The organism is Haloarcula sediminis (assembly GCF_035656455.1).
Taxonomy (GTDB): domain Archaea; phylum Halobacteriota; class Halobacteria; order Halobacteriales; family Haloarculaceae; genus Haloarcula; species Haloarcula sediminis.
In genome coordinates this window covers 1-19,310 of sequence record NZ_JAYMGA010000018.1, presented here as the reverse complement: position 1 = coordinate 19,310, position 19,310 = coordinate 1, and the positions used below count along the sequence as shown (strand labels likewise).

The following is a 19,310-nucleotide window of genomic DNA, read 5'->3' as shown; positions in this document are numbered from 1 at the left end:
TGTGTCAAAAAGGCAAGCCGGTGTTCAGCGACGTAGCCGAGCGTCTTCGGAATGCAGGCTTTCAGGTCCGATTCTTTCATCCCCGTTCTCCCTTCTCACCAGCTCATACCGCCGACCTCTCGTTGATTGTTAACAAGAAGACACTCCCGAGTGCACTTCCAACTCTCAGGTATGCTCGACGGACGGGGACAGTGCTGTGGAACAACCTTCAAGCGGTGATTTGGTTCAGCTCACGGCTTGTCGGTCTTCGAGCGCTTTCGGAGATGGGATTTCTCACACCTGCAGTCACATTCGAGAAACCCGATGGCGGGTACGTCGCTAAAGGCTACTACATCTGGAACGACGAACCCGAACTCAATGGCGAGGGAGATTTCTATCAGGAACTGATTCCGACGGAACCAGTCGATTACAAGTACTACGCGGTCAACGACGGGTCACAAATACACGTCGCGGGGAGGCGCGTTACCTCGAAGCTCTATGGGGAGAAACAGCTCATCGGGCAGTTAGAGACCCGGCCAGCACTTGCAGCGTCGCTCCGAGAACTTGTTGAACGATTCGACCTCAGAGGTGTCGGGGTTGACCTGGTCAGAGATGACGATGACCGGCACTGGGCTGTCGATGTCAACCTCGCAGCTGGATACCGTGACACTGGACTAGAACCGGTTCTCACCGAATCGATTATTGCGAATCTGCCAAGCGAGTGAAACGCAGTAACTGCGACTTCGGAAGAGCGTCTAATCCGTCGAGTTACTGACTGAAATTGTAACGTGTGTGTTTCAACGAAACAGTCTGACCGCTCAGTATTGCTCTATCCATGCTGGTGCAACCGACATGTTGTACTGTAGCAACGTTGTATATGCAGTACAGCTGTGGAAATCGGTCATGGGCTGTCAGCCCATTCATTTCGAGTTACTCGTCGTGTCTGACTGTGATGACGGGGATTGGGGCAGAGCGGACAGTCTTTTCAGCGACGCTGCCAAGCAGGATTCGATTAGTCCCACGCCTTCCCGTCGTCCCCATTACAGCGGCGTCGATGTCGTCTGAGTCGATAGTATCGAGTATTTTTTCCAGGGGTGTACCGTGTTCGATGTGGCGCACAGTGTTCGCGATCCCGCGAGTCTTTGCCTCAGTGACAACATCGTCAACGGCATCGGTCGCGGCCTGCTCACGTTCCTCCCCGGATACTGTCGAACGAACGTCTACACCGAGCGACCGTTCCTCTACTACGGATAACACGTGAACGGTCGCATCAAAGGCCGCTGCTAGGGATATCCCATATTCGGCCGCATGATTGGCACTGGGACTCCCGTCTGTCGAAATAAGGATATTCTCGTAGGGAAAGGTCAGCCGCTCGTCGGGCTGCATCCGGACCGAGAGAACTGGGACAGAAGACAGGCGGACGACCTTCTCAGTGACGCTCCCAAGGAGGTATCGTGACACCCCCTTCCGACCGTGCGTCGGCATTACGATCAAGTCGTGGTTGAATCGTTCGGCATACTTTACAATAGTCGGCGCTGGGTTCCCCTGTACGACGTCGGAATCGTATTCTGCACGGAGCGTGCGCAGTGTCTCCTCCGCTTCCTTGATGATGTCCTCGCCCTCTTGGACAAGGGTGTCAATGACTTGGGTTTCTACGACGGTGACGCTCTCTTGTGTCGTATCAGCGACGAATAACAGATGAATAGTCGCATCGGCCCAGTGAGCAATCTCGGCAGCGTGGTGCAGTGCCGCCGACGCCCCCTTACTTCCATCGAACGGAAGCAGAATGTCCTCGTACATTTGTATGAGTGACTATGGGAATCTCCTCTAAATGGCTTGTCACCAACTAAATTTCGGCTCACGAACACACAATACCGTGACTGGCCTCGTTCGGGCAATCCCCATATCCTCTTCATCCGCCCTGTATAGGTTGTAATCCCTCTCATCAGGTGTATCCAGAATAGTGATCTGTCTCTATGCGAGATACGCTCTGTGTATGCAGCAGTGTCTGTTCGATTAACTCAGTATCTGTCAATAACGGTGTGACCGATAGAGAGACTGGATTTATCGCTGTCCGGTAGATTCGAGTCTGCTAAAGGCTGTTACGAGAGGTCCCAGTCGGTAAGTTTCCCCGACAAGAACGTATCGGCCTGTCGCTCTATGTACGCCTGTTGAGTATCGACGATTGCCTCGGTAAGATCTGCCCCCTCAGAGAGACGGTTTGATACCATCTGGTGTTTCCACCGCGCCGGTGTCGTCCGGGTCCGAACACGATCTCGAAGCGGTGTTATGTATTCTCTGACCTGTTCGTCCGGGAGCCCTTGGGCTTGTAACCCACTCTTTGCAGCACTGAACAGTTCCTCGTAAATTGCGTCTAAATCAGTCGTAATCCGTCCTTCAGCGGTCATCCAGGTGAGCTCTGCTCCGATACCGTCGCGCATTGCGGCATAGAAGTTGTCCCTGGCGGTCTCCCACTTCAACCGTCGGACTGGATGCTGTGATGAGTGGAGGTGTTCGAGCGCACCAGCGAACACCGTCTGAAACGCAATCGCGTCGCGTAACGTCGGTTGGCCTGGAAGCGGTCGAAACTCGATCCGAGCGTTCGCACTCGACCGCGTTGCACCACCGAAAACCGGCCGAACCCACCGCCAGTACGTTCCGTGTTTCCGTTGGAAGTACGCGAACTCGTCTCCGAACCGCTCGCCACGCTCAACAGGCATCGGAACGATTGTCTCGTCGGCGGCAATGTTGTCAATCGCTTCTTCGACGGTCTCGAACTCCTCGGGGAACCTTACTTTGCGGATGTCCTCAGTATTGAGCGCAGTCTCGAACACCTTGATCCGGTGGCCCATCCACGCGTCGTCTAAGACCGTCTGGGCGGCGACGCCGTCATCGTAGAGATCAGGAGGGAAAAATGGCGAATTGACGCCGAGGGCTAGCAATGGACCTGCAAGCCGAACCGCATACCGGAAATAGGACGGGAGTGCCTCAGCGCTTGGAACCTGATAATGTGGCTGGATCGACGTGATGAGGCTCTCGGGCATGATGGTATCGGCCTCAAGCGAGACGTGTGGGGCGTCGAGGCGCTTGCCTGTGGGAGTATCCGTGTTCCCCATCGCATGATAGCGAATTGAGTCGCTCATATTGGTCGCGATCATCAGGCCATCGTCGTTGATGGAGTCGGTGAGGTACTCACGTGCGGTTTCGCCGCTCGGTGGAATCGTCCAGAGGCCGTCGCTGACCAGACGCATGTTATTGGCATGAATCGGTTCCCGTGCCGCTGCCAACCGCCCTTTGATTTCGGCTTGCTGGGCTTCGATCCCATGCTCGTTCAGCGGCTGGGGCGTAGTGCTCATCTCGGCGTTATGCAGTCCCAGTTCCTTCTCGAAGCCGATGAACGAGAGTGTCTGGCGAGGAATCCGCTGGAGTGTCCCTTCTTGCAGCTCGCTCGTTTCGCCAGTGCGGTCGACAGTGCTCTCGTCAGTCGTCGAGTAGAATTCGTACTCAAGTCCGACCAGTCCCTGTGAATTATCGAACGTTCCCTCTGCAACTTCGTGTTTAATGACTTCGGCATCCTGCTCCACTCGGGCTTGGAACTCGCGTTGGGAAATCTCCAACACGTCCTTAATCTCCGCTCCGAGTTCTGTCTGGGTCACGGCCGGCTTTCACCACTATGGCATAAAAAGAGCATGGTCTGAACCCCATCAGGACGACCGCTAACGAAGTATCTGGTAGTCACTGCGCAGGCTAGCCAATCGGTGTATTGACTGCCGAAATTTATTTATTACACCGCTCAAGCAGACTGGTTCCCTAGCCCGGTCTGGCCGGTCGCGAATCCGTTTTGTTAGATAGCTTGGTCGAGAATGCGGCGATAATCACGACCAGAATTTGCAGGGTCGAAAATCGTTTGGTAAGCAGTCAACTGCGTTTCCCTCGACACGAGTGAGATAACTATTGAACTCCTGGCGAGTCCATAGCGACTTTTCGTCATGTAGAGTTCGACGGATTAGCGACAGCTCCACTCCTGTGGGACCAATTTTCAGAGATTCAGTCTGAAGAAGGAACGCCCTCTGAGCGAGAGTTCACGAAGGGTTTTCTTCCGGGTGGCTGCCCTCCAGGAGTTTTCAGAAGGAACGGGCCTACTCCGTTCGGGCTCGAACTTGGCAGTGAACCCTGCCTCCAGACTACCAGTACTGGCTTATCAGGAGGTGAGATCGACGAATTTAGAGATGTTCCCCCCAGTTTGCGTTGGGAGCCGCTGATTTCCGACGCAAATCTGGGGGGATCGGCGTGAGCCGATATCTCAAATGCGCTCCACACGAGGGAGACGTACGGTTTACCATCGGCGTACATCCTGATCCGACCGTACAGAATCATGGACTCGCCCCCTATTTTGCGATGCATAGCCTGATGAAGGACTGGGGGGATAAATGGAAGACTTGCGGAAAGCCGACCCGTGACATCGAGTTCAGGGGACAGCAATGGGCAACAGCCTTCGATTACTCCAAGAGCGGGTTGGATCCGTGGAACAACCCGAGTTTTGAGATCCAGGAGGTCCGCGAGTTCCAGTTTTACTTTGTCGCGAAGGACTCCCCTCACTACTCTGGTGAGCCAGCTGATCAAGACAAACGCGTAAAAGGAGGAACGATCACCGTACGGCCGCGCTGGCCGAACCTCACAGCCGACGGGAATCCCGTCTCTGTCCCGCAGTACGGTGGGCCCTATATCGACGTGCAAGTACAGGCCTCGAATATCTCTCACGGCGAGTACCTGACGCTCGTCCAGCGCGTGATGGATGCCTACAGGATCAGCAGCCGTTACTTCGACCAGCCACACCCTGACAGCCACATCAACGACCTGGCTTACTACGTCCGGCTGTACCGCGATGCGAGCGGGCCACTATTTGCACCGGACGGGCCGATCGCTCGGTGTCACACGCTCATCCAGGGTGACCGAAGTGGCTATCGAAAGCACGTCGAAGACAATACGAAGCTCCCCGGCTACTACGTCACCGCTACGGTTGAAGACGAGAAGGCCAACGAACTGATCCGTGGGCATAGGCTGGGCAAGGAGTTGAAACACTACTATCCGAACCACCCTGAAAAGTACGAACCCGATGACGCACCGTACCATCCGAAATTTGAGGTATCTTATCAGACGAGTCGCACCGACGACACGGTACGCTGGGACGACCTCGACGACGCACGGCGTGAAATCGAAGAGACGATACTGAACTGTCTGGTGTGGACCGGGATTGCTACTACCGCCGAGAGTAGCGAGTTCGTCGACTTCGATCCGTACTGGTCTGTTGAGGATACCACGGAAGCGCGGAAGTTCGTCCAGTGTCCGCTGCCGAAGATAGAAGACGAACAGGAACACCGCGTGATGCAACTGTGGGGTGACATGACCGACGCCGACCGGGACGTAACGGAGCTGCTACTGACCGACGGTGGGAAGGTCTCGCCCCAGGCGGCCGCCGAGAAGACCGGCTACACGTACCGGACCGTTCGGACCGTCGTCGACCGACTGGAGGGCCTGGTCCGGCATACCTACGGCAAGTTGGAACTGGAGTCGAAGAAGGTTCAGCAGGAGCTACTGAAGCGGGTCCGCGCTGCGGGCGATCGTTTCCAGCAGGAAATTGGGAGCACCACAATGGAGCTGGCCGACGCTGCCGAGGAACGCACCCGGTCACGATGGGCACGAGTGCGCCGTGAGTACGCGGTGTCGGAGGTTGAGGCCGATGACTGCCGTAAGCTCCTGAAGGTGGGCTACACGCCGGCAGACTTCGCTGAGGCGAAGGAAATCCTCCGGGAGATTCGGACGGCATACACGGAGAGCGTGAGTCCAAACACCTACGGGATTCACGTCGTCGTAGAGACGGTCGAGACGGGACGTGAGCGGTTCCGTGACCTACGCAACGCCTTCCAGAAGGGCTACCGCCGGGACGACTACACGAGCCGAGAGGAACAGCAACGACGAAATGAGAGCTTCGACTTCGAGGCCTGGAAGGCCGCCGGCTACCCGCCGGCTGACGAGTGGAGCGGCGGATAGCGCCGGACCCTGGATAGAGGTATCACTACCTCACACACCGTTTTAGCGGCAATTCTGTACACTTTCTCCCGAAAATCGCGTGTCGCGCGGCTGGGATCGTTCTCTTCGGTCACATCACCCAGCCGCGCGACCAGGGGGAACCCGGAAGATCGCTTTCCGGGTTCCCCTTAGTCGTGTGCCTAAGGGCACAAAATCAAAATACTCCGCTACAGTTCAGCGAGAGTTCTAATTGAAATAGTCGAAATGTAGGAGTCGCATGAATCTATTTCTGAGCACGATCCGTAACTCATCAGACATATAGAGCGCTCCAGAACATTGGAATCGAAATGTCTCTTAGATTGTTTAATTACCACCAGAATTCGTCTTTTCAGCAACTTCTAGATAGCCTGTAAGATCTCGGTCTGCTATTTGCCGTGACCCAAACAGGAAATCACGGCCGAGGTTCCGGTTCAAATGGCCGCAGGAAACCTCGGAGACAAACATGCAATTGAAGCAGGTTGACCCACCACGACTACAGACTGGGTCATAGACGCAATCATCACCATCGAGCTGAATCTCATCAAGCAAATCTTCAAGACCGGACTCTACCAGTGCATGCATACCGCCGAGACTGAAGTCGGTTCGTTGATTCGTATAAACAATGAACGACAGCGATCGAGGCAAGAGATATTCCGATATGCTGGTTCGTTCCATTCCAATAAGCGAGGTCCCATATTTGAGTACCTGATGAGAGAATGAGTGAACAAGATGATAGACAAAGTAGCTGACTACATTTGTCGGATCGGTGATCGTGATAGTGTCATACTCAGGTATTGGCGCCATGTTTTCAAGCAACCAAGCACGGATTTCGTCTTCCGACCACTCAGACAGTGACTCTGTCTCTATTGCGGTACCATCACCAGATGCCCAGTCCATTTCCTCAGCCGGTGACCAGTCCTCTGGCACTGGGACCTCACGAGAGTCTGGGAGACTACTCGACTGTATCTGTTCCCGAAGTGTCTCTCCCAGATCGGTCGGCTGTCGACTGTTCTCCAGCAGCCAGTACATGACTACGCTGGGGTTGAGTTCGAACCGAACCGCTTCAGTCCGCACTGTGTCCACAAATACCGGAGTCGTGGATGCTTCGATACTCCCATCAACCAGGTCAGCATCGTCAGCATCAAACGAAATCAGTCGTGCTTCTTCGGGCTCCCGACCCCCGCGGCTATAGCCGAAGACGACGCTGGTGACGGGGAAATCTTCGATGAGACCAGCTCCGGAGATGCCATGCCTGTTGAGCGCTGCCTCAACATCCTTGGCCTCCTCCTCAAGTGACTCCCGACGTCGGAGATCTACATCCCCTCGCTCTAGAATGACTTCCCGGGCCGGTCGTGTTTTGAGTTCATTCGTAATTGCAAGCTGCTCATAGATCTCCTGTACCCCATCGAAGGCAAATTCATGATCATCGTTATCTTCTGAGTCGAGCCAGTCCACAATCTGTGGGACAAAATTGGCAACGCCATCTCGAATACTCGGGCCGCCGTCGTCGAGTTCTGCTAGATCATCTTCAATGTCATCTGCCGCTTCATCCATCCCCCGTTCTCGGAGTGTGTCTCTGAGATCTTCCAGCTCATCCCGTTCTGTGTCCTCCTGTGTTTGCTCGATATCTATGCGACTGATGCTCTTGTCGCTCAGTCCAAAGTATTTCGCCAGAACTGCGATAGCTTCCCCTGTCGATCCAAGGCGATTTGAGCCAGTGCTCGCAACGCTTACTAGGTTGAAGTAGTGCGGCTGGTAGACGTTGCTTCCACGATGAACGTTAAACGAGAGGTATTGGTTTTCCAGATCGCACTTGGCGCCACAGATCTGACTTAGTTCTTCGCGGTTCCCACAGTTCATACAGACCCAGCGGAAGTTCTGTAGACGCTGACTTCCTTTTGTATCCAGTTTCCATCGCTGTTCACCGCAGCTGCATCTGCCGGGCTTGCTGTTTGGCTGTTCGTCCTGTGATGGGGCCAGTGATTCTACGTGACCACACGGATGGAAGCCAACAAACTGTTCCTGAGAGATGTTCCCGCCGCATTCATCACATTCAAGATCGCTATTATTGTATGCCAGCTGATTTGAGGATCGATAAAAATGGGCTCGGCTGCAATCTTCACAGGTCCAGAGCAAGGGGAAATACTCTGTATTCACCCGTGCCGGAGTGAGCAATGAAAAGTTCTCGGGATACTCCGGGAAACCGGTGGTGCCGAGTGACCCGTCAGCCTTGTCCCACTGATCGATACGGCGGATAATCTGATTGCCGATGTACTGTAAATCAAGATCAGCCGCTTGCTCGCCTCGAATAGAAGTGACGCGGTGAATACCAAACCCTCGATCGTAGTCGAATGTACTCCCCGGAAGGTGATTAAAGAGGACCTGAGCTTTCCCGCGACCCATATAGTTGTCATCGTTGCCTGTCATTGTTATCGCCCCTCAAGTGTGTCAAACAGTGAATTGTTCTGCCACTCGTCCGGAATCAGCCTGATTTCCGCGTCGATGTCTCGCAGACTGCGCATCGGACCATGTGTTAGTGCCTCGCCAGCGAAGTTTGTCTGTGCTCCCTCAAGTGTGGCCATCATTGCGTCGAATCGACGGCGTAGCTGTTCCTCAAATGTCTCCGGGAGTTCTCCACCGAGATGAGTTCCGTAGGCAAGCTTGATCAGGTCGAGCACGTCCGATCGGTCACGGAGGTTTGTGGCCTGGTAATCGGGATTCTCCTGTACTTTTCCTTCCCGAATGGCCCGTACGAATGGGCGAACATTATCGGCGAACCAGAATAGTTCACCAGTCTGGTACATCCAGCGGTTGTAGAGCCATCCAAAGAACATCCCAGCGATAGTCCTGTCAACACTGTTTTGGCTCCAGCGATTGACTGGAACCGGTTCAACAAGTCGATCAAGATATTCATGATATTTATTGAACATATGATAGTGGCTCTGGTCACGTTCCCGGCTCGGATTGAAACAAAGAAGAACGAGCCCAGGATGTTTGCGGCCCGCTCGCGAACTAGATTGAATGTATTCTGCTGTCTGACGTGGCATTCCGAAAAATACCATATAATTGAACCGGTCCACGTCAACCCCGTGGCTGATCATATTGGTCGCAGTGATCATATTGAGCCGCTCTTGGAAGTCTGCTGGAGGGTTCTCCAGATTGGTCAGAATTTCCTCGACGTCATCAAACAGGGTGTCCCCAGTAAGCTCATCCGAGAATGGGACTCTGAGATCATCGCTCCGCAGGTAATCTGCCATCTGGCCGTCAATCGAGCGAACAAGCGGATTTTTTTCTTTCTTGCTGATTGTGTATGCCAGACTTGTTTCATAGAGTTTCAGTAGCTCAAGGAGTTCGTCATTGTTCTCGATATTCTCCATCCCAAGTTCATCTATCAGGTCGTGTTGGGAGGTAGCACTGTGAATTTCTTTCCGTAGCGTTTCGATCTCTCGCGTGTAGTGATAGAGAAGATCGATGACTGCGTTGATATGTGTCTTTCCATGAGGTAACACACCGCAAAACTGTCGGCGCGTGGTATCCTCCGTTTTCGCATAGAAATTCTCTCCGAGGAAAGGGCCTTCTGTGGGGAATCGCTCCGCTTTACGTAGATAGAGCTGCTTTGTCTGCTTTTCATATTCTTCAATCGTCGCCGTTGCTGCTACAATTTTTGTCCGCTGCAGGCCCTCCTCTTGCTGATATGCATCGACAAATGTCTCATAATGGCCATCAAAGGTCCCAAGTGACTCCTTAAGAAGGTGGAGTTCGTCCTGAATCTGCAGTGTCGGAGAGATATCGGTCGGATTGCCAAGGGGGGTCTCTTCGAGCGGAATCAACGTCTCATCCGGATCATTCGTACCGGCTCTGTCGCTGTCACAGGCGTATTTTTCAGTACATTCACCCAGACTGGCAAACCCATGCTCTGGGCACCAGTGGCTCATTTTTCCACCATAGAGGTGGGCAGATTTGCGCTCGTAATTGATAGCTGCAATCTTGTCAATCGTACCAACAACGAATGTTGGCGCATATCGATAGAGCTCGTTATCGACGATATGAATCGGGAGCTCTTCTCGCGCAAAGACCTGATACTCCCCTTCAGTGTCCATATTTCTCTGCTGCCACTCGCAGTCATCGCGATCACTGGTACACTGATGTGCGAGTCGGAAGTCATCAGTTACCTCGACTGAAACTGGTGCTTCACAGAATGGACATTCTGAGATTACCTTGGCTTCACGCCGTTTATCCTCATTATTTTCATACCGCTTGTACATCCGAATATACTCTTCATCCGAACTTGGTTCCTCGACGTAGCCAGAGAGCTTGTTTGGGGTATTGGCTGATCCAACAAGGTAGCCAAGACTGAATGACATTATGCCCTCGTCACAGAGTTTGGGTTCTGTCGTCCGAACCTTTTCAGCATACATGAGCAACTTGGCCAATCGCTGTGTCTGCTGCAGTGAGAGGAGACGAAGCGGGAATCGTGTCCATGCAGAGACACCATAGTTCTTGCCACGATAGCGATCAAAGAACGCACCGAAGATGCCCAGTCCCAGATATGCTTCAGTTTTCCCCCCTCCTGTGGGGAACCAGACAATATCAACGAGATCAAGCGCTTCCATTTCCTCCTCGTTGTAGTTCAGCCCCTCTTCTCCGTCCCTCCAAGTCACTTCGGCCCAGTCGTCGTACTCCCGGCTAACAATATCTGGGAGGACTCGGAGAATGAACACCAGCTGGAAGGGGCGCCAGCCGTCGAAATCCTGGGCCCTGCGAAACGTCTGATTCATCAACTCGAACGAGCTCGCAACCCGGCCATCCATGGCATTGTCTTCAACATCTGCACGAAGACAGTCGATCGCGCGCTCGACACGCAAAATTTCCTTTCGGAATGCCTCACGGTCTTCCTCAAAGTCCAGTCTGTCATCCTCTGTGAAATCCTCTTTTTCAGCATAGTGGTTCACAAGGGCTTGGTCGTAACCGCGGTCCTGCTGCTCAAGATAATCCCACATCTCATCACGGATCGCTTCAAGCGCTTCCAGTCCGCCGCCCTCGAGATCTTCCAGGGTTCTGAAGGTCAGGTCCAGATTGCGATCCATATCATCACTCATCCGGGGGACATATCGCTGCTGACGATAGCTTGGCAGGTACTCGGTCTTCAGGCGCCCCTGGTCGCCTTCTTCTGGTCGAACAACGAGACAATTTGTCCCTCGACCGGGCAGAGAGCGGTCGTACCGGAAGTCTTCCTCCAGTCTGTCAAATATGAAATTGACAAAGTCTCCACTGTCAAGTTTCAAGTCGGCAGAAACGTCGAACAGAGTGGTATCAAAATCTGTTGTATGATGGAGGTTCTCATCCCCATCACGAGGTGCCGATTCAGAAGTATTTTCGACTGTTAGAATTCCACGAACCACTCCAGAATCATTTCGGAAGAACTCTATATCTATTGTTAAATCCCAGTCAGGTTCGACACGTTCGGATACTGGTCCCGAGCTTATCTCATCAAGCAAGGCTTGGTATGAGTCTCTATTCTCGGCTTCTGCGTCATAGCCCAAGATTGCTGAGGGGAAGTACAAATCACCGGAGTACTCATTTACGTCAATTGCTGTCCCTGCGGGCGCTCCAGGAACGGCATCGAGTGGAATGTCCCGATCGATATGCCGATTAGATCGCCAGAGTGGCGGTCGGTCTGGGTCATCATCAATCTCAGCCAGTTTGCTCGCAAGTGTCTCGTGAAGTTCCTGTATGACCGCATCATGCTCTTCAATATCCGGCGCAGCCCGCCGGTCTTCGGTGAGGTCAGGTATTGCAATAGCAATTGGATCTGTTTCGAATTCCAGACGATGATAGACTCGCTGGAAGTATTCATATTCAATATCTGATTCTCCGATTCCCGTATCACCATCATCTCCTCGACTGTCATCCGTTGTAGCCGTGCTCTGTGTATCCTCTATCTGCTGGTCATAAGTTGGAAAGGTTCGATAGTATACGTGCCCAGAGATGGTCACGATAACTTCCGAAGATTCCGCAGGATCAACCTGAAACTCGGCCTGTATCGCTGAAGGTGAAAGTTTACTTTCAAGCTCATCCGACAGATCACTGTATTCTGCATCCTCTGCTGGGGAAAGCGTACCAGCAAAGTGTTTATCAGAAGGCAAATCGACGAGCACCCGACTGTCTTCGGGGGATCGGGTACCTGTACCCGTCACATGGTCAAGAACTCGACCGCCAATGAAACGCGATAGCCGCGATTGATCTCGGTAGTCACCATTTCCGATAGTTTCACCCTCCGGCACAAAGTGAGAAAATTCCTGTCTTTGTCCTGGGTTTTCCCGTGGAGACATGTATACAGTATCTCAATTGGGGATCACATAAGATAGTAACTGAAAATAAAATTACAGATTTTCGGATAGCTGTAGTTGTCTGGAATACGACTGCATGTACAGTCTATCCTGTCTGATGAAATAGGCGACCAAGATTTCGGCTGGTGACTTTCTGGGCGCCATTGCCAACTTCCTCAACCTCGCGATATTCAATAGCATCCTGCACGTCACTCACACGGATATTGAACTCCTCAAATAGCCATTCATCGCCACCGTCTGCCGAGCTTGCATCAAATAGAATCTTTTCTAGATGGTGCCCAACTCGCCTGTGTAGCTTCCGGATTTCATCCAGTGATGCCTGAATTTCCACCGACATCTCTTTGAAAATCTCAACATCATAGATGTCACCCAGTGCTTTGATCACAGCATGGTTACTCGGTCCGATACTATCACCAACCACCCAGTCCCGGATGGCGTGATACGTACGAGTCACCTCTGGTTTATTATGTGCATCAGCATACGCATCGAGATCTGCACTAATTCTCTGAGCGGATCGGCCTTCGTCCGAGACGATCCGTTCAAGATTTGTTCGCCAGTACTCCAGCATTTTACTATATTTTTTGAATTCTGGCACCTCTGCTCTGATTTTCTCGACGATATGTTCGAAGATATCTCGTCGACTTTCCTGCTCCGTGATAAGAATGATATCTCCGGACTCCAGCGAACTTGCTGCCCGGCGGGTGCGTCTTTTCTTGCCGGTCTGACTTTCATCGTACACCCAGAGCTGCCCCCGTGGGCGTTCTAGAATATACATCCCATCAGAAAGTGTTATTTTGACTGCATCGACATTTCCGCCATCTCCCGGCACTGTTTCTCGACCCTCGTTGACAGACTCCTGCTCCGATCCATCATCGAAATATTCAGCTGGATTCTGCATTGCATCTGTATCCGGTCGGAATGATTCTCTGTCTATCTCGGAATCAGCCTCAACGGCCGAATCGCTGGCACCAACGCTTGAAGACTTTTGACCACCAACACCTCGTTTTGTCGTGTTGGAGATATCTTGGTCTGAATTCGAGCCACCAGTATCGGTTTCAGGTTCGGTAGAAACAGGCTTCGGTACTGGTGGATGACCTGAGTCAGGGAGTTGGATATAATTCTGGAGATTGCTGTAGTCGACATCCAGCTGTTCGGCAGTATGTCTAAGCGTTCCCGGGCCACACCGATATTTTGCTTGGTTCTTCAGTTCTCTGAGCCAGTACTGAAGCCGTTCCTGTTCCCATTTGTACACTATGTAGGTTTGTTGTGGAGCAGTTCCAGACAGGACTGCTGGACGGTGACTCTTCGATGGGACCCCCGGGAATAGCAACCGACTGGCTGCTGGAATCGTATGCGTATTATACATTGAGTGGAACTCAACTCCCGCTTCATCGAGCTCACTCCCCCGTATTCCTCCTTTTTCGGTAACAAAGGATCGGAGCAGCGAAGTTTGCCGGGTAGTCGCCGTCAAAACCACCATTGATTCATCGCTTTCGATAGCCTGTCCGATTTCCTCCAGAATCTGGTCTGCTTTGGGATTTCGTTCTACTAGCTCACTCCGCATGGTGGACAGGGAGTCACAGGCGTTTTCAAGCATATTCCCAGCCCCTGTAATGTCCGATTCAACATCGGCGTAGTTGTCGCGGACGTTCTGAATCATCTGATCGATTGTGGAGCCGGCTCCCCATCCACGATCAAATGCCATCACCTCATCATGGAAATCAATCGAAGTGGGGAGCATGCTGAGGTAATTATATGTGAAATACAGATCTCGCATTGCCCGCCCTACTGATTGGGGGAATTCACTTCGCTTGTTCAGGACATAGCCCGCGACTTTCCGGATATCTTCGTATGCCTCGGTGGAGACAGGCTGTAAATCGCTGTAAGTTAGACTGATGGTATTCCTTTCGACCCCGTTAATGAGATTTTTAATGACTGGAATCGATGCCTCGAACGGCGATGACGAATCAACGGTGCTACTGGTGATTGCAGCAGTATCGAATCCAGATTTCTGTGATGCAATATCAAGTAGGCCTTTTCCAGCAGATTGCATGGTTGATTCATCGAATCCCCAGATTAGCGTCTGTTCAGATTCAGGTCTATCTGCATTTTGCTCTTCGAGTTGCTCAAGATGTGGGTGAGATGGCGTATCGAAAATATACTGAATCGATATCCCCCGCTCTTGAGCGGCGCGCTGGTACTTTTTGATAATAGTAAAATCATCCAGCAGTTTAGTCGTTAGATCCAGAATGATCGTAGAGAGCGGGAGCTCCTTTTCTGAAGGAAAATCACTGGCAATCTTTTTCCCTAGTGTTGCATGGACAACAGAGATGCCTTCATGCCCACCATTCCAGTTCCGTGGTTTATGATGAGTGATGTACGACAGATTGCGACCATCCCCAGTCTTGAGAAGTGGTGCAGTCGCGTCAGCGAGTGAATTGACTGGCGCGCCGGGTGCAAGGTCTGCTATTCCAACATTGAAATACTGGTCTCTGATTCCCTTCCCGGAGCGATTGCTCACAAATAGTACAGGTGGTGGACTCCGGTTTTGATAGCCAACTGCCAGCAATACAGGTAGCTGAAGATACGTTGGCGCAGAAGGGTACACAAGCGCCAAATCACGATTCTTCTGTTGTGCTGCTGCTGCTGCAGCTACGTATGAACGATCAAACCGCGTCAATGCCACCTCTTTGTTATTATAATGGAGACGGCCCATCTCATCGGTGACCAGTACCGGCGCGGCACTATCGTCAATGCTGATAAGATCGCCTTGGTTCGAAGGTCCATCGACAGCCACAATATTATAATGTTGGCAAAAGGACGATAATAAAGTGATGGGTGAATTTGGATTTCTCTGCGAGATTCCTGTACGTAGAACTTCGCTGGATGACTGGAAAGGCCTGCTCATCGACCAAGTCACCCCAAGGACATATCAGATATTGATTAAATCCATCAAAAAGGAGGGGATTATTCAATTACACTGTCAATTGATTAAAGCTGCAAGCCAATACGACCAGAATCGAGTGGCTTTATGACGGCGTTGGCAGATCTCTATGAGAAATATTCGCTGAATCGCCGTTTTGATCACCCACGGAACGTTACTTTCGAGAACTCCTACTACGGCGAGAGCAAGTACCCGCCTGACTGGGGGAGCCGTCGAGCAGATATTGAAGAACCCAGAGGAGGGCGCCGTGATGCAATAGTCGAGTATCAGGGCGGTACCTGTGCGCGCTGCCGCAGTGATATTACCTCAGAGCCGTTCAATTGCCATCACTATCGTCCACTTGATTCAGGTGGAAAACATGATCTCAACAACCTCATCGGCCTCTGTCTCCACTGTCATAGTTTGATTCATCCAGATGTGGCAGATCTAGATGGTGACTGGCGCCAGTCTGCACTCTTTCCAGCCGAAGATGCCGATCCACGGGTGGCAACAATTCGCCATCCCGTAACGGATTATGAAAAACATCGCTATCTGCCCGGGCTGGCATTACTCGAGGAACACAGTTATCCCGGTGAAAATGAGTTTGCACTCTCGGAAGTAACATACGCGCTGAGCCCAGGTGATGTGTTCGCTGCGGTGGCAGATTTCGATCAGTTACTTACCGACATGGAGCTTGAGCAAAATATTCCGTACTGTGTCAGGGTTATCAATGCCAGCGGACTCCCCCTCTACGACGCCACTGTGGAACTCAAACTTGGTAGTGCTGGGCATCATCCAGTGACAATATCAGTAAGAACCGGGCGTGATGGAAAAGCGAACTTCCAGCTCTCATCTGGCATATCATTGAAAGCTACAGTCACCAAAGGCTTGCTCGGACCTGAAGTTTTTACGGATACCGTGACAGATGAGCCGACAATGAGAGAAGTACTGCTTGAGTGAGCGTCCGTCGAAATAAATATCGATCATATAGACAACAACCTCAGTAAACGGCTATGTAGTAAGTCAAGCTCTCGGACAAACCGTAGAATCCCCATTCAATCACGAGAAGCTGTGTCCAAGACTAATCCATCGTTTCCCAATACACAGTTTTTTTGATCCAGACAGGTCCAGATCGCAATTTTATATGCAGTACTGGAATCAATAGATACGATGTCACCATGTTTATTAAAGTCGACATTAGAGAAAGGATATCATAATGTCCGGTGATCTTCGTAGTGATCTTCTGGAAGGATTCGCCGCACAATTTTTGATGGCAGAATCTCCGGGTTCAGTCAGCGATATACTTGAAGATCTCGAGGAGCAGTGTGATCTTGACTGGCGAGCCCTCGGACAGGAGCCAAACAACTATGGCACTGTTCAGACTCAAGCCAGCAGCCCAATGCCGTGTTTTGTGGAACTCAAGGCTAACGCAGATGACGCGGTCCTCATCAGAGGATTCGAAGAAAATGCACCAGCGGGGGCAGAGCCCGATGAGTATCCGACGATGGCCAGTGCAGCCGAAGCATTCTCTCCAGATGATGGAGAGATCGAAATTCTCGCCGACGGCACAACGCCAACAGATGGGAACGTTCTGAACCTTACGATTAGAGACAAGGGATGTGGACAGCCCCCGGAAAAGTTCGAAGATACATTTCTCGGGCTGCATACACCCGGAGTTATCAAACAAAAATATAGTTTCACCCAGGGCCAGTATGGAATGGGGGGCACCGGCGTTCTCCAGTTCTGTGGTGATCGGCACAAAGGCTGTTACAAATTCGTAGCCTCAGCCTCTCACCAAGACCCTGGCAACTGGTCGTGGAGTCTGATTCGGCAGAATCGAGATGCTAACCAGTATGAATACTGTCTGGTAGACAGGAAAATCCCGAGATTTGATGGCGAGTTCGGACAATCTTTGGTTGATACAGTTCCTGGTGCTGAGTCAGGCGACTACGGTCAGGAGTTCGGATCGTTTGTCAAGGTGTACGATTACCAGATGGATGTCTCTCGTGCCGATATCTCTGGCCAAGAGGGATTTCTCTACAAGTTTGAACGATATGTTGTTGATTCTCCTCTGTCGGTAACAATGACTGAAACACGAGACTACAGCACCAGCGTTACCCAGAACACCACCAGAGGCTTCCTTCCGACATTGAACGAATCACGCAACCAGAAGCTTCTGAAAGGGACAGAGACTCTTACTTATGACTTTACAGATGTCGGGTCAGAAATTCTGGGAGAACGCGATATCGACGTTTTCCTGTTTAAACACGAGGATGAAATCGATGATGAAGAGTCCACGAGCCGCTCGACTGATCGGTTTCTACAGAAGACGAGCAGTCATACCGATATGACCGGCCGTACTGGGATCCATGAGAAACATGCAGTAATGTTCACTGTGAACGGGCAGACGCATGGTGATCAGGGTCTTGGCTTCCTGAAAAATCAGTGTGGATACTCGAAAGTCGCAGAGGATACTGTCGTCATCGTGCGGTTTGATGACTTTGCCAACCCGGATATGTCCGACCTTTTCAAACCCACCCGTGACAGGTTGCAGGATGGCAAAGAAGAGACCCGGTGTCTGAAGCAGGGACTAAAAGACGCTCTCAAACAGAGCGATATGCTGACTGATGAAGAAGATCGACGGCGAGCAAAGCGTGGGACTGATGATGCAGAATTCGATACTGACTCATTCGAGAACTTTGTCAAGGATAACCCAGAATTTGCCTCTTATGTAAACTCAGGTCGGAAGATATCAGGCCCACGCCTTCATCCCCAGACAAATACCAGTGGTGAAGGTGATGGGCCCTCCCAGGGCACCGGCGAAGGCGATGGAAAAGATATTGAGTCCGAGAACTCTGATCCTTGGAAGATTCCCACTTTCCTTACAGGAATTGAAGAGTATCAGCCGGACAATGATCATGTGCTCTGGGACGAGTCCGATAGCGGGATGATGCAAATCGAGGTCCCAGTGAACAGACGGAAGAAAGTCAGATTTGCTACTGATGCGCAAGATGACTATCTTAACAGAGATACCCTCTCCGGTGAACTGACGGCCTCCCACTCTGACTTGGTCCGGGTTACTGAACTTCACGACAGTGTACTGACCTTGACAGTCGAACCACCTGAAGGAGCCTCATCAGGTGACTCCCGGATGATGACAATCAGTATGACACGACCGACTCTGACCGCAGAACTCGTTACTGACTTGGATTACTCACGGATTGCCGGAGCTGAAACGGAGATTCTGGAAAGCGAAGATGTTGTACTCGAATGCTACCGGGCCCTTTGCCCTGATACGATTGATATCGCTGACACCAAATCAGTTGATACAGCCCCTCTCTACGGACATGTTGAAATCGTATTCACTGATGAAGAGGAGGCAGAGGATCCACCCACACCATCGTCCAGTGGTGGTGGTTCAGATAGTGGTGGCGGCGATGGAGACGGCGATGCTGGAACGGATGAATCCAGTGGTGGGATGGCTGTCCCAAACATTCTCACCGTATATCAGAAGCACTGGGATTTTGATCCAGATGCGGAAGATTTCGATCCCGGTGAGCTAGATATCGATGAAGACGAAGTGGATTCTGGCCTCGCACGAGAATTTGATGAAAACGTCATCATGCGGATGGATGAAAGTCTGGATGGTACGATCAGTGGCCTCACTTTAACCATCAATATGGATGCGGCCCCGTTGCGATCGTTCATCGTTAACAGGAATGTCAAAGAAACCTACAAAGAGTACGTCGAAGACCATTACAAGAACTCGATTGTGTTTATGACGATTAGCCAGTACCGTGAGCTCAAGGACAAACGTGAGGAAGAATTTACCGAGAAGGAAATTGGCGTCACAGGAATTATTGAAAACTCGGCTCTGTAGTTTCGATACACTGCGCTGGATTTCACGGGTATCGGACGCTCCGGCGAAGGTTGTAGACGGTGGCTTTGAGGATGATTTCACGGAATTCGAGCCACCAGCTTCGCGCACG

At 51.7% G+C, this 19,310-nt stretch carries 9 protein-coding genes and 1 pseudogene; 4 read left to right on the top strand and 6 right to left on the bottom strand.

Annotation, left to right across the window (positions count from 1 at the left end; translation table 11 throughout):
• A partial coding sequence (locus VJ162_RS18315; protein ID WP_324666269.1) for a hypothetical protein occupies positions 1–704 on the top strand: 704 nt, incomplete at its 5' end.
• 205 nt (positions 705–909) lie between these two features.
• On the opposite strand, the gene VJ162_RS18310 is transcribed toward VJ162_RS18315, so the two are convergent.
• Complete coding sequence (locus VJ162_RS18310) at positions 910–1,779, bottom strand: universal stress protein (RefSeq protein WP_324666268.1); 870 nt, start codon at positions 1,777–1,779, stop codon at positions 910–912.
• 302 nt (positions 1,780–2,081) lie between these two features.
• The gene (locus VJ162_RS18305) at positions 2,082–3,635 is read right to left on the bottom strand and encodes a hypothetical protein (RefSeq protein ID WP_324666267.1); all 1,554 of its coding nucleotides are present in this window, start codon (positions 3,633–3,635) and stop codon (positions 2,082–2,084) included.
• 634 nt (positions 3,636–4,269) lie between these two features.
• Between VJ162_RS18305 and VJ162_RS18300 the strand changes: the two genes are divergently transcribed.
• Positions 4,270–6,030, top strand: coding sequence for a DUF7845 domain-containing protein (locus VJ162_RS18300; RefSeq protein ID WP_455429326.1), 1,761 nt, complete (start codon positions 4,270–4,272; stop codon positions 6,028–6,030).
• 342 nt (positions 6,031–6,372) lie between these two features.
• Here the strand turns inward: VJ162_RS18300 and VJ162_RS18295 are convergent, their stop codons facing one another.
• The 3 genes from VJ162_RS18295 to VJ162_RS18285 form a co-directional block, all read right to left on the bottom strand.
• Positions 6,373–8,475 carry a hypothetical protein gene (locus VJ162_RS18295; protein ID WP_324666265.1) on the bottom strand — a complete coding sequence of 701 codons (2,103 nt, stop codon included), beginning with the start codon at positions 8,473–8,475 and terminating at the stop codon, positions 6,373–6,375.
• Positions 8,476–8,477: 2 nt separating this feature from the next.
• Positions 8,478–12,380, bottom strand: coding sequence for a helicase-related protein (locus tag VJ162_RS18290; RefSeq protein WP_324666263.1), 3,903 nt, complete (start codon positions 12,378–12,380; stop codon positions 8,478–8,480).
• A gap of 103 nt (positions 12,381–12,483) precedes the next feature.
• Positions 12,484–15,195: a DrmE family protein gene (locus tag VJ162_RS18285; RefSeq protein WP_324666261.1), complete on the bottom strand. Its 2,712-nt coding sequence runs from the start codon at positions 15,193–15,195 to the stop codon at positions 12,484–12,486.
• Between the two features lie 234 nt (positions 15,196–15,429).
• On the opposite strand from VJ162_RS18285, the gene VJ162_RS18280 reads away from it, so the two are divergent.
• The gene (locus VJ162_RS18280) at positions 15,430–16,281 is read left to right on the top strand and encodes an HNH endonuclease (RefSeq protein ID WP_324666259.1); all 852 of its coding nucleotides are present in this window, start codon (positions 15,430–15,432) and stop codon (positions 16,279–16,281) included.
• Between the two features lie 256 nt (positions 16,282–16,537).
• Positions 16,538–19,201, top strand: coding sequence for an ATP-binding protein (locus VJ162_RS18275; RefSeq protein WP_324666258.1), 2,664 nt, complete (start codon positions 16,538–16,540; stop codon positions 19,199–19,201).
• A 22-nt stretch (positions 19,202–19,223) separates the two neighbouring features.
• Here VJ162_RS18275 and VJ162_RS18270 read toward each other — a convergent pair.
• Positions 19,224–19,310: pseudogene (locus tag VJ162_RS18270) on the bottom strand (IS5/IS1182 family transposase); the annotation flags it as partial.